Consider the following 23,492-nt stretch of genomic DNA (forward strand, 5'->3'; position numbering starts at 1 on the left):
TCCGCTAGGCCAGCCGGATGGTACGGTCGGAGGCGGGTAGGGCCTCCGGCGCGTGCCCCAGTGACACTACCGTTTTTCCTGCCAACCACTGCATCATACCCGTCGCAATGGTGTTCCGGGTTTCGGCGTCCACTCCCGTGAATGGCTCGTCCAGAATCAATAACGGTGCCTTGTTCAACAGCACCCGTGCCAGCGCAATACGCCGGGCTTCACCGCCAGACAACTGGCTACCCATGGAGCCCAGCCAGGTGTTCAGTTGTGCCGGTTCGTGGACAAATCGGCCTGCCATGGCGACCAGCTCCAAAACTCGCCAGAGGTCGGCATCCGTAGCGTCCGGCCGGCCGATCAGCAGGTTGGCTTTCAGGGTGTCATCGAACAGTACGGTTTTCTGTGTCAGATACGCCAACGGTAACGCGTAAACACGCCCAACGGCCGGCTTCTCCAGACCTGCGATGACATCCGCCAGCGAGGATTTTCCCGCGCCGGAGTGGCCAACGATACCCACCCATTCTCCCTTCGCGACTGCCATATCGTAATGACTGAGCACCGAAGCGTGGTCGCCAAAACGAATCGTCACACGTTCGAGTTCCAGGGCACAGTCATTGCCATGTGGCTGTTGTTCGCGCGCACCTTGGGAGGGTTCTGGAGCGCAGTCCCGGTTGAGCGCCGCAGCAGATGCGAGCGTGCCCCCCAGGCGCGCGAATGCATCCGGAAGCATCGAGTAGATTTCCTGTAAACCGAGGAGGGCGATTGGCAGCAGCACAACCATCGGGCCGGTAACCGTCCCTGCCTGAAACAGCTCCAGACCCATCCACAGCGCGAGCACCACCGACAGGTTCACCATGACCTGGGACAGCCCCAGGTTCCAGCCGGTGCGTGTGTCAGTGCGGGCTTCGTTGCGGGTGATCTGTCCCGCCTGGCGCAGGCACAGGGCGGCATGTTTGCCAATGCGTCCTGCGGCGGTGAGCTCCCCAAAGCCCTCGATGTGCTCGATGACATCTGTTCTTACCCGTTCGCGGGCCGCCGTCTGCTGGTAAACCAGATGCCGGGTACGTAGGTAAACCAACAGCGTTGCCACCAAAAATGCAGGTACCAGCACCAGAGCAAGGCCGACGGCCAGTTCCCCGCGATACATCAACCACGCGGCGATCAGCAGTACCGCCGTTACCAAAGCTGCGAGTGCCGTAGGTGCGATCAGGCGCAGATACAGCGTGTCCAGGGCATCCACGTCATTGGTCAGGCGGGATAGCCATTGCGGGCCACGTAAACGGGTCCTCCTGTCCCGATCAGCGGTGGATAAACGCTGGAACAACGCCACACGGATATCTGTTAGCAGGCGCAGCACGGTGTCGTGGTTGTACACCCTCTCGGCATACCGTGCCACCGTTCGGGCCACGGCGAAGAAGCGAATGCCACCACCAGGTACGTACAGGTTTATGGATGCCTGCACACCAGCTGCCAGCAGGATGCCGGTGAGCGCCGTGGCGGTAATAAACCAGCCCGATAGTGCCAGTAGCCCCATACCTGCAAGCAGGGTGGCCAGTATAAGAAGGCCGCCGGTCACCAGACGACCGGGGCGGTGGAAAATCAATGCCAACCAGGGGGCAAGCTCACGCATCCGCAACGCCTCCTTCAGTTACCAGCAGGGTACGGTTGGCCAGGGTCAGCAGCGCCTGGTGGTGGGTGGCGAAAACCAGCGTCTTGCCGGCTTGCGCCAATTTATGGAGCGCTTCCAACACATATATTTCGCTATCACTGTCCAAGCCCGCTGTTGGCTCGTCCAGCAATATCAGGTCGTAACTGGCCACAAACACCCGCGCCAGGCTCAAGCGGCGTGCTTGCCCGCCAGAGAGCCCTTGGCCGTCTTCGGTAATGGCGCTGTAGATTCCCCGTTCCCGGCCTTTAATCAGGCTTTCCAGACCAACGTGATGAAGGGCGGTTTCTATGGCGATGTCTGTCGCTCCGGGTGTAGTAAGGCGCAGGTTGTCGGCCCAGGTACCATGCACCAGGAAAGGGGATTGCCCCAGCCAACCAAACGCTTCGTCGCCGGCACGTTCTCCAAACACTGAAATGTGGCCCCGGCCCGGCTGCATGAAACCGGCCAACAGGTGCAACAGGGAGGTTTTGCCGCCACCGGAAGGCCCGGTGAGGGCGATGACATCGCCTTTGTTAATCACCAGAGACACACCGTCCAGAACTGGCCTGGCGGCATCGTAGGCTAGAGCAACATCGCGAACGGCCACAATATCGGGGGATTCCGGATGGTGAGGTGGCTCTGCCGGAGGTTGTGGCCGATCTACACCTTGAAGCCGATCCACTATCTCTGAACTGGCCCCCATCGCCGCAGCGCGATCATGATAATGCTGGGACAACAACCGCAGAGGCTGGAAGAATTCCGGGGCCAGCAACAGGATCAACAACCCGGAAAACAGTGTCAGGTCGCTGGACGGTCCAAAGGTGATGTATCCAAGCAACCCAAAGCCGATGTAGATGGCCACGACTGCAATGGCAACGGACGAAAAAAACTCCAATACGGCCGAGGACAAAAATGCAATTTTTAGCGTTTTCATGGTGATTCGGCGGTATTCATCCGAGCGCTGGCGCAAGGTCTCCGCGGCGGGTGCCGTCTGGCCGAACAACTGCAGAGTGGTCAATCCCCGAACCTTATCCAGAAACTGGCCTGACAAACGGCCGATGGTCTCAAAGTGCTGCTGGTTCAGCTTTTCCGCGCCCATTCCGACCAACGCCATGAACACCGGTATGAGTGGGGCGGACAGCAGAAGGAAGATCCCCGCGAGCCAGTCCAGTGAAAACACCACCACCAGGATCATCAGCGGCACCACCACTGCAAGCATCATCTGGGGCAGAAAGCGGGCGAAATACCCATGCAGGGCGTCGGTGTGGTCAAGCCATTCCCGCGCCAGGGTGCCGGCGGAGGTCTGGCTCATCGAAACCGGCCCGCTGGCCTGCCAGCACCGGTTGATACGATGGCGAACCTCGCTACGCACCTCGCGGCTGCAGCGCGCTGCATAGCGAGCCTGTAGCCCCTGAGCCACACCGCGGATCAATATGGCGACAATGGCACCGGTGAACAGCATTGACAGTTCGGCCACTGGTACCTCATCCACAATACCCTGGTGAACAATACCCGCCAGAAACGCCATTTGCGCGATGGTGGCAAGGGCCACCACAACGCCGGCCGATACCGTCGCCAGGATCAGCCGCCGGCTGTGGGCGGCAAGTGCCCCCAGCCAACGTTTCGACTCGGCTTGTTCAGCCACCTAGTGGTATCCCTCGCCAGCCCGTACCTTGCCCCGGAACACCCAGTAGGTCCACGCGGTGTAGACCAGCACAATGGGGATCACGAACAGCAGCCCCAACAGCAGGAACAACTGGGAGCCATACGCTGAAGAAGCGTCCCACAAGGTGATCTCCGGTGGCACCACATAGGGCCATCGGCTGACGATCAAGCCCAGATAGGTGAAGATAAACAGCCCCACCGTGGCGACAAATGGCATGCCTTCGAACCGGTTCCGAACCGACCGGAAGATCTGGAAGGCACAGAGCAGGGCGAGTACGGGCAAGATCCAGATAATGCTCAGATTCGAGAACCAGCGGTCTTTCACCATCTCATCCACAAACGGCGTCCAGACGCTGATCATCGCGAATACCACCAGCACACCCAGCAGCAGCGGAATGGTGATCCGATACGCCCAGTCCTGCAGGCGGCCCTCGGTTTTCATAATCAGCCAAGTGGAGCCCAGCAACGCATAGCCGGCCATCAGCCCAAAACCAGTCAACACTGTGAAAGGGGTCAGCCAATCCAGCGCACCGCCGGTATAGACCCGGTTGGTAATCTCAAAGCCCTGGATATAGGCACCCACCACGGCGCCTTGGGCAAACGAAGCCACCGTGGAGCCACCAGCGAAGGCCCAGTTCCAGAGATAGCGGGAGGTTCTGGCCTTGAAGCGGAACTCGAACGCCACCCCGCGAAAGATCAGGCCGGCAAGCAGCAGGAACACACCAATGTACAGAGCCGGCAAAATGGTGGAGTAGACCAGAGGAAACGCCGCCAACAGGCCAGCCCCGCCAAGCACCAGCCAGGTTTCGTTGCCGTCCCAGACCGGTGCCACTGTGTTCATCATGGTGTCCCGGTCTTCTTCTTTCGGCGCGAAGGGGAAGAGAATGCCGATGCCGAGGTCGAACCCGTCCATCAACACGTACATAATGATGCCGAAACCGATAATAAACGCCCAGATCAGGGCCAGATCGAACAGTTCCATAATCAGTTGCCTCCCTGGTTCAGTGGCTTGTGACGATCCTGATCATCAATCTCGAACGGCACATGGGTGGCTGAGAAGGGGCGTTTCGGTCGTTCGGCTTCGTAGCCTTCCTCCACATCGTCGTCTTCCATACCCACGTACAGCACCCGCATCAGGTAATAGACACCAGCACTGAACACCAAAGCATAGACCACGATGTAACCAATCAGGGAAAACAGAGCCATACCGCCGGTCAACGACGGCGTAACCGCTTCGCTCTGGTTCATCAGCCCATACACCAGCCAGGGCGCGCGGCCAATCTCCGTCACAAACCAGCCGGCCAGTACCGCCACAAAGGGCGTCAGGCTCATAAAACGCAGCCCATGCAGGAACCAGGGGGTGCGCCAATAGCGGCCACCGGCCCGCAATACCAGGCCGGCCAGGCCAAAGAGGATCATCAGCATGCCCAGGCCAACCATCACCCGGAACGACCAGAACACAATTGCCACCGGCGGCTGCTCGTCCACCGCCACTTCGTTCAGCCCGGGCACTTCGCCATCCCATTCGTGGGTCAGGATCAGGCTGGCCAGACTGGGAATGGCTACCTCGAAGTGATTGGTCTGGTTTTCCTGGTCCGGAATCGCGAACAACAGCAGCGGCACATTGCGCGAGGTCTCCCAGTTGCCTTCCATGGCCGCCACTTTCATGGGTTGGTGTTCCAGCGTGTTCAGGCCATGGAAATCACCGATAACCGCCTGGGTGGGCGCGAGAACCAGAATCAGCCACAGGCTCATGGACAGCGCGCGCCGGTTGGCCTCCACCTCACGTTTGCGGAGCAGATACCAGGCACTGACACCCGCCACCACGAACGAACCGGTCAGGAACGACGCCACCACCATGTGGGAAAAGCGATAAGGGAAGGACGGGTTGAAAATCGCCTCGCTCCAGGAAGTCACAAAAAACACACCGTCCCGGAATTCCGTCCCGGCGGGGGTGTGCATCCAGCTATTGGCGGAGAGTATCCAGAAGGAAGAAATAAAGGTGCCGGTGGCCACCATCACGGCCGCAAACAGGTGAACCCCGGCAGGCACCTTGTCGCGCCCGAACAGCAGCACACCCAGGAACGCCGCTTCGAGGAAAAAAGCGGTGACCACTTCATAACTCAGCATCGGCCCCAGGAAGTTGGCGGACGCCTGGGCAAAGTTGCTCCAGTTGGTGCCGAACTGGAAGGACATTACAATGCCCGACACCACGCCCATGCCAAACACCACCGCGAACACCTTGGTCCAGAAGGCAGAAAGTTTTACCCAGGAAGGGTTCTTGGTTTTGAACGCCAGGCCCTCAAGCACCGCAATGTAGGACGCAAGCCCGATGGTAAACACCGGAAAAATGGCGTGGAAGGACACCACGAACGCAAACTGGATTCGCGACAGAAGGACGGGATCAAGTTCCATGCGGAACCTCCGGACACTACAGTGAACAGAATAAACGAGCTTGGCGCCCGCTTGGCCGCTGCCTTGGCTGGGTTGTAGTGTTGTTTTACCGGCAGATAGTAGCCATGCTACCCGTAGCACAGGGAAAACCAAGGGACAGAATGTCGCACCCCTTGATTTAAAACAAGTATAGGAAGGCTCCATGGGTTTCTACGACGAGCGAATACTGCCGCACCTGATTGACTACTCCTGCTCCGTCGGCCAGGTGATGAAACTGCGCAGCCAGGTGGTGCCGCAGGCCCAAGGCATCGTGCTGGAAGTCGGCATGGGCTCCGGTATTAACCTGGAGTTCTACAACCCGGATACCGTTAGCCTCGTCTACGGCCTGGAACCGTCCGAAGGCATGCGCCGCAAGGCAAGAGGCAACCTGGCCAAATCCCCCGTAACCGTCGAATGGCTGGACCTGCCCGGCGAACAGATCCCACTCCCGGACAACAGCGTCGATACGGTGCTGCTTACTTTCACCCTATGCACCATCCCCGACTGGCGAGCCGCGCTGGACCAAATGAAGCGGGTACTCAAACCTGATGGCGAACTGCTGTTTCTGGAACACGGAGAATCGCCGGACCAGGGCGTGTGCAAATGGCAACACCGCATCACCCCAGGCTGGAAGAAAATCGCCGGCGGCTGCCACCTCAACCGACCCATCGCGGAACTGATCCGGGAGGCGGGATTCGAGATCACCGAACTGGAAAACCTCTACATGCCAAAGGCCCCGAAATTTGCCGGCTATATCTACAAGGGCAGGGCGCGGAAGCCCGCGTAACACGCCTTAGAACACCGCAAGCGCAATCCCAATTGCGTTACCGGGCGCGGCCTTATACAATCCTGCCCCTCAAAAGCTCCTCACAACCCCCTTCGAATGCCCGGATGGTGGAATAGGTAGACACAAGAGACTTAAAATCTCTCGGCCGTAAGGCTGTGCCGGTTCGATTCCGGCTCCGGGCACCATTAAAATCAAAGTGTTACCAATTTTCTGAAATTGCCGATGCTATCATTTTTGCTCGTGTAGACGCTATGTAGACAAAAGCCGTTTGATATATTTGACATCTGAGTCCTTTAAAATCAGATTACTACGGTTTGTAGTATTAATCATAGGGAGAATGGATGCGCTGTCTTACTAGAGTTCAACCAACTGCAGAACAACTAAAAATTGTCTCTCGAATCAAACCGGGTGTCGAAGTAGTCCGCGGAGCTGCAGGAAGCGGAAAGACAACGACAGCGATTCTCAGACTGAAAAGCCTCATTGGTATGTATAAGAACCTTAGGAGAAGGGCTGGCTCTGATGAGCCTGTTCGTGTTCTGGTTCTGACTTACAACAGAACTTTAAGGGGCTATATCTCTCAGCTGGTTGGAGAACAAACGAAAGATGCGGCTGACGTAACTGTTGAAATCAGCACTTTCGGGAAATGGGCGAGAGCCATTTGTGGGCCGGTTGACATTGCTAGCTCGGACGAAATCTTCACAGCAATTGCCCGATCCTCAAATGGAGTGGACTTACCCAATGATTACCTCGTGAGTGAAATTGAGTACCTATTGGGGCGGTTTAAGCCTGAAAATTTGGATGAGTATCTGACTGCACGCAGGGAAGGTCGAGGTATTGCCCCTCGTGTAGAAAGACAGACGCGCGAGCAAATCTTGACGACTGTTATTCCTGAATATAGAAGGTGGCTGTCGGATCACGATAAAATCGACTGGAACGATCTCGCTGTTAGTGTTGCGAATACAGATCAGAATCTTTTTTACGACGTTCTAATCGTGGATGAGGCCCAGGATTTCTCGGCCAATCAAATCCGTGCTCTCTTGTCGTACGCGCATGACAGAAGCTCGACCACGTTCGTGTTGGACACTGTCCAGCGGATATACTCGCGTGGTTATTCTTGGCGAGAGGTAGGGGTTACGGTCCGACCGGAAAATAGCATTACGTTGGAAAATAATTATCGCAATACCCGCCAGATCGCAGCGCTCGCTGCGGGTCTGCTTGACAATGTTCCAACCGATGATGACAGCGCAATGCCCGATTTTGACGCTTCTGAGAAAGAGGGGGACATGCCAGTTTTGCTGGTTGGTAAATATAGTTCCCAACTAGAAAACGCCCTAGAGTTTATAAGGAATAGAGTAGACCTCCGATCTCAATCGGTAGCATTCCTTCATCCCAAAGGCGGTGGATGGTTTCAGTACTTAAGAGGGAGGCTTAACGCTCAAGATTTCGAGTATACAGAAATTACCAGGATGTCAGAGTGGCCCTCTGGCAATGAAAACATTGCTCTTTGTACTCTCCACTCTGCGAAAGGTCTCGAGTTTGATCACGTTTTCGTACTAGGCATCAACGACGAGGTTATGCCATCCTGGGAAGATGAGAATGATGATCGAATGATATTGTCTCGCAAGTTGCTGGCAATGGCGGTAGGCAGAGCAAAAATATCTGTGACACTCGGCTATAAAAAAGATGACGCTTCTCAGATTATCGAATATATAAAGCCGAATACTGTATCTGTGAGAGAAGTATGAGCCAGATAAACGAAATAATAAGTAATAGAAAAATCACTGGGCTTTATCACTTCACCACTAATAACGGTATTCTCGGTATTTTGGCATCCCACGGTATTTATTCTCGTAAAAGCCTGCCGAAAGAAAAATATTTAGAGTACATCGTAAAGTATAATGCTACAGAGCGAAAATATGACTCTGCATGGCTTGATTACGTAAATCTTTCAATAAGCCGTGTCAATAGTGAGTTTTTCTCGCAGTGCAACGGTTGGCATCCCGACGTTTGGTGGTGTGTGTTAGAAATTGAGCCGGAAATTATGGCACATGATAATGTTTACTTTTCTACAACCAATAATATTTATCCTGCAACAAGACGAGCTAAAGGCCCAGCGGGCTTGGAAGCACTGTTTTCAGAGCTTGTTTTGGGGCGTTATAGCGCTAAGCACTACCGCACGGACGGCTTTCCACAGAATTATACGACCGATGTACAGGCCGAAGTTCTCTACCCAAAAAAAGTTCCGTTGGAGCGCCTTAAGAGAATTCTAGTTTTAGAGGACGAGCATCAAGATGTGCTTATGGGACAGCAAGAAGCCTTGGATTTAGAACCAAGAATTCCTGTCGTAGTTGATCCTGATGTACTACCAAGAATCGCTAGAGCGTAAGTTATGCAAAGTAAAAGACTGAATCAAGTGGTTAACTCATCGCTTTGGGCGGCATACGGCGATGCTCTGGGCTTTATTTCAGAACTAGCTGACAAAAAAATCCTAAAATCTAGACTCGGTGAAGATAAAAGAGTTGAGTCTTTGCGTCCTTGGAGAAGATTGATTGGCGGCACCCACGGAGCTTTGATAGAGCTCCCCAAGGGAGTCTACTCGGATGATACCCAATTGCGTCTGTCTACAAGCAGATCAATCGCTTCAGACGGAACGTTCGACGTAGAGATTTTTGCAAAAGTAGAGCTTCCAGTTTTTCAGAGTTATTCGTTGGGCGCGGGGCGAGGCACTAAATTAGCGGCAGCAAATTTGGCGAAGAATAATGTAACTTATTTTTCTAATTTCTATTCGGATCGAGGAGGTTCCTATTTCACTTCCGGTGGAAATGGCGCCTCGATGCGAATTCACCCACACGTTTGGAGTCGTTCTAATAACTCTGACGTTCATCGCCTACTATTTGACGTTTTTCTAAATACCATTTCCACCCATGGCAACATGGTTGCAATTGTGGGGGCTGCTTTTCATGCGCTATGTACACGCTATTCCTTAGATTTGGGTGCCGTTCCAAATAAGGAAATGTGTTTTCGGATTATTGAAGAGATAAAGTCACTTGATAATATTATCCGTCTTGATTCGGAGGTTGACTCTATTTGGCTTCCGAGCTGGGAGCAAAACTCAAATAAAACGTTTAAAGAAGAGTTATTTGAAACTCTGAATAGTACTAAGGAGTTAGTAGAAAACGTATTTGGGTTTTTTGAGAACTTCGAGAATTCGACGGTTGAAAATCTATTTTTCGAGTTCAACGCTTTTGATCCTAAGGTAAGAGGGTCGAGCACATTGACGTCAGTACTTGCTGTAGGGATTGCACATTACACAAATTCATCGATCGATGCAGAAGAAAGACTGCGCTTCATTGTCAATTGTCTCGGCGTCGATACAGATACGATTGCTACTAAGTTTGGAGCGCTGGTAGGCGCTGTTTTATCGGATAGGCCAAGCGAACCGGTTTTGGATAACGAGTATATCGAGAGCGAAGCAAGAAGAATGTTTTTGATTTCTCAAAATCAATGTGACTCGGAATTTAAGTACCCCGATTTGCTTTCATGGAATGCGCCAAAATATCAGAACAGTGCGCTAGTCAATTCAGGGTCTGATGTTTTTCTGGAGGGGCTTGGATTAGTACGTCTTTTATCAGATACAACCTACGTCGGACGGAACGAAAGTGGAATTTGGCAGTGGGTAAAAACGGGCTTTGGGCAGACGTTGCTTGTTAAAAGAAGGCAGGTGCTCGGTAAAGCCGTTCGAGTTTCGAGCGAAATCGGCTACAAATCTCGCAATCTTCAAGGTAATAATTTTAGTTCCGCTACGAGGGACTCGGAACAAGTGTCTAAAAGCGCCTATGAGATTAAACAAAATAGTCTTGATTTTGAGAATGATGATTCCGCTGCTATGCAATCGAGGGGGTTACGCAGCAAGAGGGAAATTTTGTCGATAGATCAGCTGACTGATGAAGCCATACGCTCAGGCTTTGATCCGGAAACAATTGGAAGGCATTTGTTGATGCTTGCCGACAACAATGCCGGTGTGGAGCGATCTATCGCTTATACTGCTATCGTATCCAAAGCCAGAGTTACTCGGAATAGAAAAAAGCGATAGGGAGCCAGGCTAGCATAAAGCCCAGAGCTGAGGGTGTTTTGGAGCTAGGATTAGGTCCAAAAATGGTTCAGGCTGGCGAAGCCTACAAACGGAAAGAAAAATAAGCTTCTACTTGGCGGTAAGCAAAAATTCCCGAACGTGAAGCCCCTGTACGGTCATAATATGATTCCAGCCCGTGGGCCTCGAAAACTCAGATCTGGCTGCTGTCGAAGTACAGTTATTTACAGAACTCCAAGAAGGCGCATTCACGCCTCTTACTATAAACCTCCTTTAGCCGCCCGTGCCGCGTGCAACTTCTTATAACTATCAACCAACCGCTGATGCTTCTCCAGGCCTTCCAGTTTCATACTGGTGGGTGTCAGGCCGTGGAAGCGTACTTCACCGGTCACTGAGCCAACGACGGCCGCCATGGTGTCTTCGCCAAACATGCGCTGCAGGTTGGGCAGGTAGTCGGGCAGTTCCAGTTCGTCGTCCAGGGTGATTTCCAGAACGGTGTTAACGGCGCGGTAGAACAGGTTGCGTTCCACGGTGTTGTCGTTGAACTGCAGGAACATGTCGACGAATTCCTGGGCTTCTTCGTGCCATTGCAGGGCCAGGCAGATCAGCAGTTTCAGTTCCAGAATGGTGAGCTGGCCCCAGACCGTGTTCTCGTCGAACTCGATGCCAATCAGGCTGATGATGGTCATGTAGTTGTCGAGCTGGCTGGCTTCCAGGCGCTCGGCCAGATCGGCCAGTTGATCGTCGCTGAGGGCGTGGAGGTTGAGGATGTCCTCGCGGTAGTCCAGCGCCATGTTGGTGTTGTCCCATACCAGATCTTCCACCGGGTAGACCTCGGAATAGCCGGGCACCAGGATGCGGCATACCGGCGCGCCCAGGTCTTCATGGGTCGCTACGTACACTTCCTTTCCAAGGTCTTCCAGAATGCCGAACAGGGTGCGGGCTTCTTCTTCGTTGGTGCCGGAGAAGTTCCACTCGCAGAACTCCAGATCGGATTTGGCGCTGAAGAACCGCCAGGACACCACGCCCGTGGAATCGATAAAGTGCTCGACAAAGTTGTTGGGCTCCGTCACCGCCTGGGTGCTAAAGGTGGGCGCCGGTACGTCGTTGAGATTTTCAAAGCTGCGGCCTTGCAGCAGTTCGGTCAGGCTGCGTTCCAGCGCCACCTCGAAACTCGGATGTGCGCCGAATGAGGCGAACACGCCGCCGTTTCGCGGGTTCATCAGCGTGACGCACATCACCGGGAATCGACCACCCAGGGAGGCGTCTTTCACCAGGATCGGGAAACCCTGTTCCTCCAGGGTATTAATGCCTTCCACAATGTGCGGGTATTTATCCAGCACACTCTGGGGCACGTCCGGCAGCGCCATTTCCTCTTCGATGATCTGCTTCTTGACCGCGCGCTCGAAGATTTCAGACAGGCACTGTACCTGCGCTTCTGGCAGGGTGTTGCCTGCGCTCATGCCGTTGCTGAGGAACAGGTTTTCGATCAGGTTGGAGGGAAAATACACCGTTTCGCCGTCGGACTGGCGCACGAATGGTAGCGACACGATGCCCCGGTCGGTCCTGCCGGAGTTGGTGTCGATCAGATTGGACCCGCAGAGCTCGCCTTCGGGGTTATAGATCGCCAGGCAGTGGTCGTCGAGGATGCCGTCGGGCAGCTCGTCGTCCGGTCCCGGCTTGAACCATTTTTCGTTGGGGTAGTGCACGAACTCGCTGTTGGCGATGTCTTCGCCGAAGAACTGGTCGTTGTAGAAGAAGTTGCAGCTCAGGCGTTCGATGAACTCTCCCAGGGCCGAGCACAGTGCGCTCTCCTTGGTGGCGCCCTTGCCGTTGGTGAAGCACATGGGGGAGGCTGCATCGCGGATGTGCAGTGACCATACGTGGGGCACGATGTTCCGCCAGGAGGCGATTTCGATTTTCATGCCAAGGTCCGCCAGTATGCCGCTCATGTTGGCGATGGTCTGTTCCAGCGGCAGGTCCTTGCCCTCAATATAGGTGCTGGTGTCACCTTCCGGGGCCATTAGCAGGGCCTGGGCGTCTTCGTCGAGGTTTTCGACGGTTTCAATCTGGAACTCGGGGCCGGTCTGTACCACTTTTTTCACGGTGCAGCGGTCGATTGAGCGCAGGATGCCCTGGCGGTCCTTGTCGGAGATGTTTTCCGGCAGCTCCACCTCAATTCTGAAGATCTGGTTGTAGCGGTTCTCCGGGTCGACGATGTTGTTCTGCGACAGGCGGATGTTTTCCGTGGGAATGTCCCGCGCCTTGCAGTACACCCGCACAAAGTACGCCGCGCAGAGCGCCGATGACGCCAGGAAATAGTCGAAAGGGCTGGGAGCCGAGCCGTCGCCTTTGTAGCGTATGGGCTGGTCCGTGACCACGGTGAAATCGTCAAACTTGGCTTCAAGCCTGAGGTTTTCGAGAAAATTAACTTTGATTTCCATGAACAGCGTACCGGGTTTGCAGAATTGAGCGGGCTTTCAAAAGCCGGACGGCCATTATCCAGTTTTTGCCGCCCTGCGTCTTGGGTGGCTTACAAATCGGCGGGGAATGTCCGTACATCAACGGATGTGTCAGACCGTCCGGGTTTGTCGATAGCGTTTTACCTCTATCCAGCCATGGGCCACCAATGCGGAGAAGACAATGGCACCGCCGATCAGGCTCAGGGTGGTGGGCACCTCGCCAAGAAACAGCCACACCAGAAAAGAGCCCAGTATGGTCTCCAGTAACAGCATCAGGCTGACTTCTGCGGCCGGTATGTAGCGTGGGCTGATCTGGATCAGCACGCAGGCCACCGGCAGGAAGAACAGGCAGAGCAGGGCGATAAACAGGGCGTCCCGGAGAGAGAGCATCACTGCGCCACCCATAAGCGCTGCGGTGCCGGCAACGAGCAGCGCGCCGAACATCAGTACAACGCTCATATCGCTGCCCGGCTTTGAGCGCGCCACGTTGAGATTCAATGCCAGAGCGGTTGCTGCTACGCCCGCCATGATCAGCCCCAACGGATCACCACGGCCCCATTCTCCCAGGGCCATCAGGGTGGCGCCGGCCACGCACACGAGGATGACCATCCAGGTTCGCCACGGCAGGGCTTCTTTCCAGACCAGCCAGGCGATGAGTGCGGCAATGACCGGCGAAGTATTAAGGATGACCAGCACGTTGCCAGCAGCGGTGTTTTTCATGCCCATCACAAAACCCAGTTGGCTTAACCCGAAGGCGACGGCGCAGAATACCCCTTTCCAGCCGCATCGACGGATCTCAGCCCCCAGGCGGGCTCGGTAACGGACCGAACTGATCACCAGAAAGCTGAATGCCAGCAACAGGCCGCGCCAGAACAGAAACACCACCGGCTCCACAGACGTAATCTTGACCAGCAGCGCGTCCGGCACGATGAACAGCACCCCCAGTGCGGCAATGGTCAGGCCCTTGATGCGTGTAGACTGCAAGCCGCTACTCCGCCGCGTTGTCGTTGGCGGCACAGGCTTTCTCAAGCCGGGCAATACAGTCGCTGAACGTACGGCTGATGCGTGTCTGGTCGCGAATCATGGCCATTCGTGGCCAGGTGGCCTGCTCCCCAAGCCGGATGAACATTTCCAGGTCTTCCTTGTTGGGATTGGACAATATCTTGCGATACAGCAGCGGCTTGAACGGGAACTGAACGTTGATGTCCCCCAGGTAGGTCTGCGTGGCCATGGCATGAGCCTGTTCCAGCAAAGGCCGTAATACCGTTGACGACCAACTGTTGCGGGTGAGCTTCAGTGTTGTCGCTACCTGTGCGTGCATTAGCGATGCTGCCGCCTGTTTGGCGGACGCGCCGGGCCCGCGCTGGTGATGATGGCTGATAAAGGGCAACACGTGGGGATTCGCCTGGCTGACAATGGTGCGATTGACGTTGTGCAGGCGGGCCATGCGCATCAGTGGCAGGTCGCCATGAACGCTGCCGTCGATCCATCGTTCTGTTGGCATATAAGGCTTACCCCCTTTCTCGCCCCTATCCTTGTCCCTGGCCTGGAGCGTAACCGGTGGGTAGATGCCAGGGACCGCACAGGACGCCAGGATGGCGGAATCCACCAGTACCTCCGGTGAGGCCAGGTTGTTCAACAGGCGGGGTTTCTGGCGGGTACGGGTCGGAGACACCGAGATGTTCAGGGTGCGGCCGCTTCGTTCCGCTGCTTCCTGAAAACTGGTGCGGCCGATGTTGGTGCGAATGTGGTGGAGCAACTGGAATTGGTCCATGGCGTGGCGCTTTTGCCAGATGCGTTTGGGTTCAAGCCAGCGGAAGGCGTCGAGGTGGATCTCACCGGGTTCGTTGAAAAAGCGTTCGAGCTCGTGATTGTTCCGGGTACAGATGGCGCCGGCCACAATCGACCCCATGCTGGAGCCGGCTATCACGTCCGGAAGCAGGCCTTCCTGCCAGAGTGCGCGGGTAACACCAATATGATAGATCCCAAAAGCGGCCCCACCACTCAGCATCAGGGCCGGGCGGCCGTACACTCGCTCGGCATCCCGGAACAGGCGCAGTTTTTGCTGGTCGGATACGCCCGGCATGGGGTTGTCGCAGATGAAGTTCATGGAACGTTCCACTTCATCCAGGAAATCACTGACAAGGACTTTGGTGCCGCTCCAGGCGATGGCGTATAGGTCAGGGTTGCCAATCTCACCCAAGTGGCGATAAAGGCTTTCCTGTAGCACCCGCGTCAGCGCACGGGTATCGCCCTTGTCGCGACAGCGTTTCATGGCCGTGATGTGGTCGCGAATCAGAGCTTCGTGGAGCAGTTCGCAGCCGTCCTCTTCCCGCCACGCCAGCGTTCCCTCCAGTTCATCCAGGTTTGTGGCGGTGGCGAGCCAGTGCTTGTAGGAAGAGGCTTCGGAGAGTTGCTTTTCCAGTTCCCGGCGTTGTTTCTTTGTATCTCTCATGGGATAAAGGATACATCAGGAAAACGAAGTGGGGGGGCATGATGACCGAGCAAACCGAGGTGTTGATAAAGAAATACTCCGAAAACGGAATTACCACACTGACACTGAATCAGCCGGAGCGCCGCAACAGCCTGTCCATGGCCATGCTGGAAGCGCTTTCCGCCGAACTGGAATCTGTTTCAGATGATGCGGACACGCGGGTGGTGGTGATCGCGGCCGCGGGGCAGGTGTTCTGCGCCGGGCATGACCTGCGGGAAATCCGCGACCAGCTCGATAGCCATGAATTCCAACTGAAACTGTTCAACCAGTGCAGCAAGGTGATGCAGCAGATTGTGAACCTGCCGAAACCGGTAATTGCACGTGTGGCTGGTGTGGCGACCGCTGCCGGTTGCCAGTTGGTGGCCAGTTGCGATCTGGCGGTAGCAGCCGATACCGCGCGCTTTGCCACGCCTGGCGTTAACATCGGCCTGTTTTGCTCCACCCCCATGGTGGCATTGTCACGCAACGTGTCGCGCAAGCAGGCGATGGAAATGCTGTTAACCGGCGAGATGGTCGGCGCTCTGAAGGCAGAGCAGATCGGGCTGGTGAACCGAGTGGTGGATGAACAGGTGCTCGATGAAACCGTTTACCGCCTGGCCGCTACCATCGCCGGTAAATCCGGCCATACCCTGAAAATTGGCAAGGAGGCGTTCTATCAACAACTGGAGATGGGACTGGCCGAGGCCTACGACTTTACGTCGGAAGTGATGGCAAAGAACCTGCAGGCGGCCGATGCCCACGAAGGCATTTGCGCATTTCTGGACAAGCGCAAACCGGAATGGAAGGACGAGTAGGGCGGCTAACGGCAGTCTGATGCATTCAGGGAGAGCCGATCTCCCACGCCAATGCCCTGGCTTTCGAAATAGCCCTGGTTCATTTCCAGGGCACGATAAAACGGGACGCCGGCTTCATAGGTGGGGCAGTCCCGTCCCTGGCCCGACGGGCAGGGCACCATGTGGCGAATGGCGCCGATGACGCCGTCGCGGTCCAGGTAGGCAATATCCAGTGGAATTAGCGTGCGGTACATCCAGAAGCCGTGGTCGGCACGGCGCTGGTAGTTGTAGACGAACAGCATGCCGGCGTTTGGCGCCAGCCTCTCCCTGCCCATCAACCCGCGGCTGCGTTCGGCTGACGTGCGCGCCACTTCCACCGTGATAGGCACCGCCTGCCCGGCGGACATCAGGCAAGCCTGTTCCACCGGCAAGGCGTCGTTATCCGGGACTGCTGCCAGGCAACCGGAGAATAACAGCGCAAGGCAAACCAGCAGGGCTTTCACGACCGCAGCCGGTAGCCAGTCTTGAAGATCCACCACACCGCGACCATGCACGCCGTCAGAAACAGCAGTGTCATACCCACGCTGATACCCACATGCACGTCAGACACACCGTAGAATGCCCAGCGGAAGCCGCTGATCAGGTACACCACCGGATTGAACAGGCTGATGGTCTGCCAGATCTCCGGCAACATTTCGATGGAGTAGAAGGTGCCCCCGAGAAACACCAGCGGTGTCACGATCATCAGCGGAACAATCTGCAGTTTTTCAAACCCGTCCGCCCAGATGCCGATGATGAAACCGAACAGGCTGAAAGTGATCGAAGTAAGCACCAGGAAGGCGAACATCCAGAAAGGGTGCAGCACGTCGTAGTCCACAAACAGTTTGGCGGTAATCAATATGATGACGCCGAGTATGACCGACTTGGTGGCGGCGGCACCGACGTAGCCGAGAACGACCTCCAGATAGGAGACTGGTGCCGACAGGAGCTCGTAGATCGTGCCGGAGAACTTCGGCATGTAGATGCCAAACGAGGCATTGGAAATGCTCTGCATCAGCAGCGACAGCATCACCAGGCCGGGAATGATGTAGGCACCGTAGCTGATGTTGTCGATGTCGCCCATGCGGCTGCCAATGGCGGAGCCAAACACCACGAAGTACAGTGAGGTGGAAATCACCGGCGAGGCGACACTCTGCATAAGGGTGCGGCGCATGCGGGCCATTTCAAAGTTGTAGATTGCTCGGACACCGTAAAGGTTCATTGCGTTACTCCCGCATACCGGTTGGTTTTATTCATGCACCAGGCCAACAAAAATCTCTTCCAGGGAGCTTTCCCTGGTCTGAAGATCCCGGTATTCGATGCCCAGGTCGCCCAGGGTTCGCAGCAGCCGCGCTACACCTGCCTGCTCCTGTTGGGAGTCGAAGGTGTAGATCAGCTCGTAGCCATCATCGGAAAGGTCCACCGGCTCCAGCGTGAGTTCACCAGGGATATTCTCCAGCGGGTTCTGAAGGTGCAGGCGAAGCTCTTTCTTGCCCAGTTTGCTCATCAGCCGGGATTTATCTTCAACCAGAATGATCTCGCCTTGGCGGATAACGCCGATGCGGTCGGCCATTTCTTCGGCTTCTTCGATGTAATGGGTGGTGAGGATGATGGTGACGCCGTTTTCCCGCAGCTTGCGCACCATTTCCCACATGTCCCGGCGCAGTTCCACATCGACACCGGCGGTGGGCTCGTCGAGGAAGAGAATGCGGGGTTCGTGGGACAACGCCTTGGCAATCATCACGCGACGTTTCATACCACCAGACAGGGACATGATGCGGTTGTTGCGTTTGTCCCACAGCGAAAGGTCTTTCAGGACTTTCTCGATGTGGTCCGGTGCAGGCGCCTTGCCGAACAGGCCCCGGCTGAAGGAAACGGCGTCCCAGACGGTTTCGAAGGCGTCGGTGTTGAGCTCCTGGGGCACCAGGCCAATGCTCTCCCGGGCTTTGCGATAATCCTTCACGATGTCATAGCCGGCGGCGTTCACTTCACCGTCGGAGAGGTTCACAATGCCACAGATAATGCTGATCAGCGTGGTCTTGCCGGCGCCGTTCGGCCCGAGCAGGGCGAAGATCTCTCCCCGCTTGATGTCGAGGTTGATGTCGTTGAGGGCCCTGAAACCATCCGCATAGACTTTGTTTAGGTGCTTGACGGAGATGTCCGGTTGCACTGGCTTGTCCTGTTGGTGGTGAATCAAAGCGCGGTATTTTCTCATGACCGGTGATGATTTAGAAAGCTTTGCCTTATTAGCGATTATCCCCATAATGCCCGCTTAATCGTGGAGGAGTGAATGTGTTGAGAGCGCTTGTTGCTGTGCTTGCCATTGCCGGCGTTGTCGCGTTGGGCATTTTTGGCCCGCATTGGTTGATGTCTGAAGATGTCGCCGAGGCTGATCAGGGCACGGTTGAGTGCGATCTCCTCAATACTACGTGCCACTGGGCACAAAAAGGCAAAAACTGGCATGCGCGGTTGCAAAAAAGCGGTGTTCAGGCCCAGGGCACGGAATATCACTTAACGGTAAAGACCGACGGGAATCAGCCCCGGATGCTGGCTGTGCTGCGGGGCGAGTCCATGTATCTGGGGGAGTATCCCGTTCCGATGACCAAGGCGGGGATGTCGCCGGATGGTGAAGGTCAGCTCTGGGAAGCCCGGTTTACCGCACCTTTCTGCACCACGGACCCAGACATGATCTGGCGGATCGACCTTCAGGCCGGGATGGATCAGGCCTTCGCGATGCCGGTAAAACTGACGTTTGTTGCCAAGGGCCGCGCCTGACGATGGGATGACAGTATGTCAGGATTGTGTAAAATCAGCGAACCACCAACCACCACACAATGTCCAGGGAAGCGCATATGGATTACGGCGATAGCGTACAGAAAGTTCTGCTAAGAAAGATCCAGAAAGCGGAACAGGATCTGCTTCAGCTCAAACTGGATTATTGCCGTTTCATCTTTGGGCTCAGCCACCGCACCAGGGTCACCAGCAAGGGCACTAGCTACGTGGTACGTTCCGTGGATGTGGAGTCGATGGAGCGCCTTGACGATGGGAGCTTTTCCAGGCCAGAGGTGACAGGGAGCCCTGCTGGCACCCCGGATACCGCAGATGCCGTGAACCTTGGCGTTGACTGGTCGCTGGAGGAGCCCGGCACCCACTCAAAAGCCCGAAGTTGAGCAGTTGCTCCGGTTAAGCGCTAGATAAAGGCGTTTGAAGTAACCGCTGAGTAGAGGCTGTGTTCCTGGGGAACATAACGATGCCCGCTCCAGTGCTCTGCGCCGCTTACACCACTTCTGAAAAAGGCCAGCAAGGTCGAACTACCGGTCATCGTCGATAGCGCCTGGATGGCTTCTGGTTGCCGTATACCGATTTTTCGGCTGGCCAGCTTGCTCACCAGGGTAAGCAGCGCATCTGAATGCCGCTGCGGTTTTTCACACAGGGCACAGGCAGCGCCGTACAACCAGACAACAGCGTATTCCTGAACCGCCTGGGGTGCACTTTCCAGACTCAGCCCGTGTTCCCGGCAATCCCGGTCCTGAAGACTAATCAGGATATGCAGTTGGGTGATCAACCCACACGTGTTTGAAGGGGGTGTTCGGGTTGGTTGCGGAGCGGAAACGGAGCGTTTCTGTTGAACCTCTGGTAGTGAAGGCTGGGCCGAATGTTGGGGGCCGGCCACCATTGTTACCACGGAGGCGGGCACGAACGGATCGTTTCGGACCAACGTCAGCATGCGAAAAACCAGTAAAAGCAGCAGTGCAATCAGCCCGACTTCGAACAGCATAATAAAGCTGCTAATCATAGGTGTTCCCTCTTGCTCAAACCCTGTTCAAATCCCGGCCGAGCGGTGTTCTGGTGGAGATTGTTACATCCGTTATCTGAAGTGTAACCAAATGTATTCTGAGCACGAAGGGAAGCCGGGCCAAAAGCGGTGGTAATCCGTGGAACTGTGACGCGGTAGGCAGCTAGCAGGTGGGCATGGTCTGCAGGGCAAGCTTCCTGCGGATAAAGCGGCCCAGCACATCGACACCAATATTCAGCGATGCGGTGATCAGGATCAGCATCATCGCACGATCAAACTGGATGTTCTGGATGGCGCTGTCGACGTAGAAACCCAGGGTGTAGATGCCCAGTATGCCGAGGATGGCAGTCTCCCGCATGATGATCTCCCAGCGGTAGAACAGGAACGCCAGGAATGAACGGTAGACCCTGGGCACCAGTTCGTAGGTATATCGACTGAGGCCACTCGGTGCATCCGAGCGTAACCGGATGGAGCTGGACTGCCGGCCAATCAGGTGGCCGATGATGCCCCCGTTATGCAATGCCAGCGCGACGACAGCAGGCAACATGGACGGACCCCATAGCTGCAATAGGATATACGCCAGGATGTATTCCGGCGTGGACCGCATAATCACCAGGAAGACATGCCCCGAGGTACGGCGAACCGGCCCACCGAAGTGAGTGGATATCAACGGGAAAGCCAGCAGTGCAATGATCCCGGTTGCAACCAAGGCCACTTGGGTCAGGATCACCGTATTCCAGATGCCCGGCATGGCCTGATTGACAAACATGTCCCCCAGCCACGCACCCATGCCGGCCCAGCCTTCTTCACCGCGCAGTGGTGACGGCACGATGTCCTGGGTGAAAAACCGGCCGACGTTGCTCCAGACAATCGGGAGACCTTCGCCAAGGAAAAACGGGGCGCCGAGGATATACACGGGCAACAGCTTCGGCTTGACCCAGAGCGGCATGGTGGCTATCAGCACGTAGAACAGGATCAGCATGGCGCCGGCGTCGGAATAGTGGCCTTGTGAAAACGCCGATTCGAGGTAGAAACCCAGGGTTGGCAAGCCAACAAAGCCGAGAATGGCGCTGGAGCGCAGGCCGCATTCCAGCCGGTAGGCGGTGTAAGTTCGCAGCTGCACCCAGCAATCCGGTATTTTAGTGTACAGAAAGGCAGAAATGACGCCCGTACGGGGCGGCAATAGGCGACCAGGCTCGGGGTCGGCCTCTTCCAGGATTTCCGAATAGACCTTGGCGAAGATACCGGCGTAGGGGATAGCGATGGCTAAAACGCCTGTCAGCGGATGGAAGCCGAAAAACTGCAGGAAAATAAGCGCCCAGAACAGCTCGTGTATCGCCCGCACAAACGCGCACAGGATCCTAACCGGCAGCCAGCGATAAACAAGCGCCAGAAGAAATCCACTGATACTGCCGAGAGCAACACCCACAAAGGCAAACGATACGGTTCTCAGCAGGGCCGTCATCAGGCCTTCGTTGCTGAAGAAGTTGGGCGTTACGACACCGAAAAAGAAATTACCGAGATCCCGCCAGGGATTGGAGGCAGTGATCGCAATGTCGGCAAACAGCAGTCCAACCAGCGCAATGGCCAGGAAAATAAAGCTCGTTCGGACGGTTGGCGACTGGAACATGGAACGGATCGGCTTCGCTAGTAGAGAGACATGATGTCCGACGCGACCAGACGTTCTGCCGGTTCGTCGAGTGCTATCTGGCCGTCCTGAATGCCAACGATGCGATTGCAGTAGGCGAGCGCCATCTCAACATCATGAAGTGCAAACACGCTGGCTGAAAAGCGATCTTTCAGCAACTGCATCACTTGATGCGCCATCGGTCCATCAAGGGCGGAAATTGGTTCGTCAGCCAGCAGCAGGGGGGCACTTCGATAAAGCGCACGGGCAATCGCCACTCGCTGGCGCTGACCACCGGACAGTGACGCTGTGGGTATCCACAGTTTTTCCGCCATGCCCAGCGCTTTCAGCAACTCCCTTACCTTGTCCTTGTCTCGCGAGAATGGCCTCATCAGGGTAACGGTGTTGTACCAGTTGCCATGCTGATCGAGCCGCCCCATGAATACGTTGTGGAACACCGGTAACGCATTCACCAGGCCCAGTTCCTGAGGCACGAGGGACGAATTGCGATTGACATGCTGATGGATCAAACGCATCAGGGTGGATTTTCCCGCCCCGCTTTTGCCCACCAGGGCAACCTGTTCACCCTCCTTGACTTTGAGGGAGAGCGGGCCGATTACCCGCTCCCCTCCAAACGAGGCTGTGAGGCCTGATAAGTCGAATCCCGCCATCAATCGAGGATTCCGATCTCTTCCGCGGTCTTGCTGATAGGCTCGTAATCATCGTTGGAGGCCGGGATGAAGCCGGAACGAGGGAAGCTTTCGAGAAGCGCCTGGTCATCAAGGTTGAGTAGAGCTTCCGTTACACGCTGCTTGAAGCCTTCACCGAAGCGTTCGTTCACATCGCCGCGAATGGTCCACTGGTAGTCCGGGTAGGCCGGAGTCTTCCAGATCACCTGCACGGCGTCGGTGTCGATATTGCCGTCTGCGAGCTCTTTCTCCCAAACCTGGAAGTTCAGGGCGCCGACCTCATAGGTGCCTGCTTCAACCAGGCGCAGTGTACGGGTGTGGTTGCCGCTAAAGCCCACACGTGAGAAAAACTCGTCCGGCTGCTCGCCGAAGGTTTCGCGGATATAGAATTCCGGCATCAGGCGGCCCGATGTGGAGCCTTTGGAGCCGAAGGTAAAGGTTTTACCCTGCAGGCTTTCCTCCAGGGAGGCGAGCTCATCCGCTGGCTCAATTCCGGTGCTGGTGTTGGCGATGAAATAGGTCTCGAAGGCCTGATCCTCAACACCCTGGGCAATGGCCTCGGAGCCCGGAACCAGACGGCGGGCCTGAACCCCGGACAGCCCGCCAAACCACGCCAGTTGAACCTGGTTGTTACGGAATGCGGAGACGGCAGCGGCATAGGACTTCACAGGAATGTAGCGCACGTCTACGTTCAATTCACTTGAAAGGTAATCGGCAACACCGCGAAAACGCTCAACCAGCTTCGTCTCGTCTTCGTCGGGAATTGCTGTGAAAACGAATGTCTCGGCCGAAGCAGACGCTGCGCCGAAACAGAACAGGCTGGAAACCATCAATTTCCGCATGAGATTCAAGGCCATTTGAATTTCCTTGTAGTTGGGATTGGATTTAGCAGGAGCAGATCACGAACAAACGCTCAAGGTCCATCAGAATACCGTGATTTACGCTAACTCTGAACATCTATACGATTCTGTTATCCAAACAGGTTATGAATACCGACTCAA

General features: G+C 55.7%; 21 protein-coding genes and 1 tRNA gene. 8 read left to right on the top strand and 14 right to left on the bottom strand.

The genetic code is table 11. The annotated features are described in order from the left end of the window. Positions 1-4 precede the first annotated feature (4 nt). From cydC to MDG893_RS02445, 4 genes are read right to left on the bottom strand one after another with little or no spacing between them, the layout of a single operon-like run. Entirely contained in the window at positions 5-1,618 is a 1,614-nt protein-coding gene (gene cydC, locus MDG893_RS02430) for a thiol reductant ABC exporter subunit CydC (protein WP_007152125.1), read from the bottom strand. Then, positions 1,611-3,281 (bottom strand): thiol reductant ABC exporter subunit CydD, encoded by a 1,671-nt coding sequence (gene cydD / locus MDG893_RS02435; RefSeq protein ID WP_007152126.1) that lies wholly within the window; start codon positions 3,279-3,281, stop codon positions 1,611-1,613. Before cydD ends, cydC begins: the two co-directional genes overlap by 8 nt. Continuing rightward, on the bottom strand, positions 3,282-4,283 hold the full coding sequence (gene cydB, locus MDG893_RS02440; protein ID WP_007152127.1) for a cytochrome d ubiquinol oxidase subunit II: 1,002 nt from the start codon (positions 4,281-4,283) through the stop codon (positions 3,282-3,284). A 2-nt stretch (positions 4,284-4,285) separates the two neighbouring features. Continuing rightward, complete coding sequence (locus MDG893_RS02445) at positions 4,286-5,716, bottom strand: cytochrome ubiquinol oxidase subunit I (RefSeq protein WP_007152128.1); 1,431 nt, start codon at positions 5,714-5,716, stop codon at positions 4,286-4,288. A 181-nt stretch (positions 5,717-5,897) separates the two neighbouring features. Here MDG893_RS02445 and MDG893_RS02450 point away from each other — a divergent pair, with 181 nt between their 5' ends. The 5 genes from MDG893_RS02450 to MDG893_RS20590 all read left to right on the top strand — a co-directional run bounded on the left by MDG893_RS02450 (position 5,898) and on the right by MDG893_RS20590 (position 10,614). Continuing rightward, positions 5,898-6,521 (top strand): class I SAM-dependent methyltransferase, encoded by a 624-nt coding sequence (locus MDG893_RS02450; protein ID WP_007152129.1) that lies wholly within the window; start codon positions 5,898-5,900, stop codon positions 6,519-6,521. A 98-nt stretch (positions 6,522-6,619) separates the two neighbouring features. Next, positions 6,620-6,706, top strand: a tRNA-Leu gene (locus tag MDG893_RS02455). Positions 6,707-6,862: 156 nt separating this feature from the next. Then, positions 6,863-8,266: a 3'-5' exonuclease gene (locus MDG893_RS02460; RefSeq protein WP_040474217.1), complete on the top strand. Its 1,404-nt coding sequence runs from the start codon at positions 6,863-6,865 to the stop codon at positions 8,264-8,266. After that, positions 8,263-8,907: a DarT ssDNA thymidine ADP-ribosyltransferase family protein gene (locus tag MDG893_RS20585; RefSeq protein WP_083797649.1), complete on the top strand. Its 645-nt coding sequence runs from the start codon at positions 8,263-8,265 to the stop codon at positions 8,905-8,907. Before MDG893_RS02460 ends, MDG893_RS20585 begins: the two co-directional genes overlap by 4 nt. Positions 8,908-8,910: 3 nt before the next feature. Continuing rightward, positions 8,911-10,614 (top strand): ADP-ribosylglycohydrolase family protein, encoded by a 1,704-nt coding sequence (locus MDG893_RS20590; protein WP_007152132.1) that lies wholly within the window; start codon positions 8,911-8,913, stop codon positions 10,612-10,614. A 257-nt stretch (positions 10,615-10,871) separates the two neighbouring features. On the opposite strand, the gene MDG893_RS02475 is transcribed toward MDG893_RS20590, so the two are convergent. The 3 genes from MDG893_RS02475 to MDG893_RS02485 form a co-directional block, all read right to left on the bottom strand. After that, a complete protein-coding gene (locus MDG893_RS02475; RefSeq protein WP_007152133.1) occupies positions 10,872-13,055 on the bottom strand; it encodes an OsmC domain/YcaO domain-containing protein in 2,184 nt (727 codons plus the stop codon). 129 nt (positions 13,056-13,184) lie between these two features. Continuing rightward, a complete protein-coding gene (locus MDG893_RS02480; RefSeq protein ID WP_007152134.1) occupies positions 13,185-14,057 on the bottom strand; it encodes a DMT family transporter in 873 nt (290 codons plus the stop codon). A 4-nt stretch (positions 14,058-14,061) separates the two neighbouring features. Continuing rightward, on the bottom strand, positions 14,062-15,528 hold the full coding sequence (locus MDG893_RS02485; protein WP_007152135.1) for a patatin-like phospholipase family protein: 1,467 nt from the start codon (positions 15,526-15,528) through the stop codon (positions 14,062-14,064). Positions 15,529-15,569: 41 nt separating this feature from the next. On the opposite strand from MDG893_RS02485, the gene MDG893_RS02490 reads away from it, so the two are divergent. Next, complete coding sequence (locus tag MDG893_RS02490; protein ID WP_040474246.1) at positions 15,570-16,361, top strand: enoyl-CoA hydratase; 792 nt, start codon at positions 15,570-15,572, stop codon at positions 16,359-16,361. Positions 16,362-16,366: 5 nt separating this feature from the next. Here the strand turns inward: MDG893_RS02490 and MDG893_RS02495 are convergent, their stop codons facing one another. The 3 genes from MDG893_RS02495 to MDG893_RS02505 are packed head-to-tail and all read right to left on the bottom strand — an operon-like array spanning position 16,367 to position 18,549. Next, complete coding sequence (locus MDG893_RS02495; protein WP_007152137.1) at positions 16,367-16,843, bottom strand: DUF192 domain-containing protein; 477 nt, start codon at positions 16,841-16,843, stop codon at positions 16,367-16,369. Beyond that, a complete protein-coding gene (locus MDG893_RS02500) occupies positions 16,840-17,601 on the bottom strand; it encodes an ABC transporter permease (RefSeq protein ID WP_007152138.1) in 762 nt (253 codons plus the stop codon). Before MDG893_RS02500 ends, MDG893_RS02495 begins: the two co-directional genes overlap by 4 nt. 27 nt (positions 17,602-17,628) lie before the next feature. Next, on the bottom strand, positions 17,629-18,549 hold the full coding sequence (locus MDG893_RS02505) for an ABC transporter ATP-binding protein (RefSeq protein ID WP_007152139.1): 921 nt from the start codon (positions 18,547-18,549) through the stop codon (positions 17,629-17,631). 122 nt (positions 18,550-18,671) lie between these two features. Here MDG893_RS02505 and MDG893_RS02510 point away from each other — a divergent pair, with 122 nt between their 5' ends. Beyond that, positions 18,672-19,154 (top strand): hypothetical protein, encoded by a 483-nt coding sequence (locus MDG893_RS02510; RefSeq protein ID WP_244264377.1) that lies wholly within the window; start codon positions 18,672-18,674, stop codon positions 19,152-19,154. A gap of 77 nt (positions 19,155-19,231) precedes the next feature. Continuing rightward, complete coding sequence (locus tag MDG893_RS02515) at positions 19,232-19,549, top strand: hypothetical protein (protein WP_007152141.1); 318 nt, start codon at positions 19,232-19,234, stop codon at positions 19,547-19,549. Between the two features lie 20 nt (positions 19,550-19,569). On the opposite strand, the gene MDG893_RS02520 is transcribed toward MDG893_RS02515, so the two are convergent. The 4 genes from MDG893_RS02520 to MDG893_RS02535 form a co-directional block, all read right to left on the bottom strand. Beyond that, positions 19,570-20,175, bottom strand: coding sequence for a hypothetical protein (locus MDG893_RS02520; RefSeq protein WP_007152142.1), 606 nt, complete (start codon positions 20,173-20,175; stop codon positions 19,570-19,572). A gap of 163 nt (positions 20,176-20,338) precedes the next feature. Next, positions 20,339-21,805: a PhnE/PtxC family ABC transporter permease gene (locus MDG893_RS02525; RefSeq protein ID WP_007152143.1), complete on the bottom strand. Its 1,467-nt coding sequence runs from the start codon at positions 21,803-21,805 to the stop codon at positions 20,339-20,341. A gap of 17 nt (positions 21,806-21,822) precedes the next feature. Beyond that, the gene (locus MDG893_RS02530) at positions 21,823-22,473 is read right to left on the bottom strand and encodes a phosphonate ABC transporter ATP-binding protein (protein ID WP_007152144.1); all 651 of its coding nucleotides are present in this window, start codon (positions 22,471-22,473) and stop codon (positions 21,823-21,825) included. Beyond that, entirely contained in the window at positions 22,473-23,348 is an 876-nt protein-coding gene (locus MDG893_RS02535; RefSeq protein WP_007152145.1) for a putative selenate ABC transporter substrate-binding protein, read from the bottom strand. The genes MDG893_RS02530 and MDG893_RS02535 overlap by 1 nt, the downstream gene beginning before the upstream one ends. Positions 23,349-23,492: the final 144 nt, after the last annotated feature.

Source organism: Marinobacter algicola DG893 (assembly GCF_000170835.1).
GTDB lineage: Bacteria > Pseudomonadota > Gammaproteobacteria > Pseudomonadales > Oleiphilaceae > Marinobacter > Marinobacter algicola.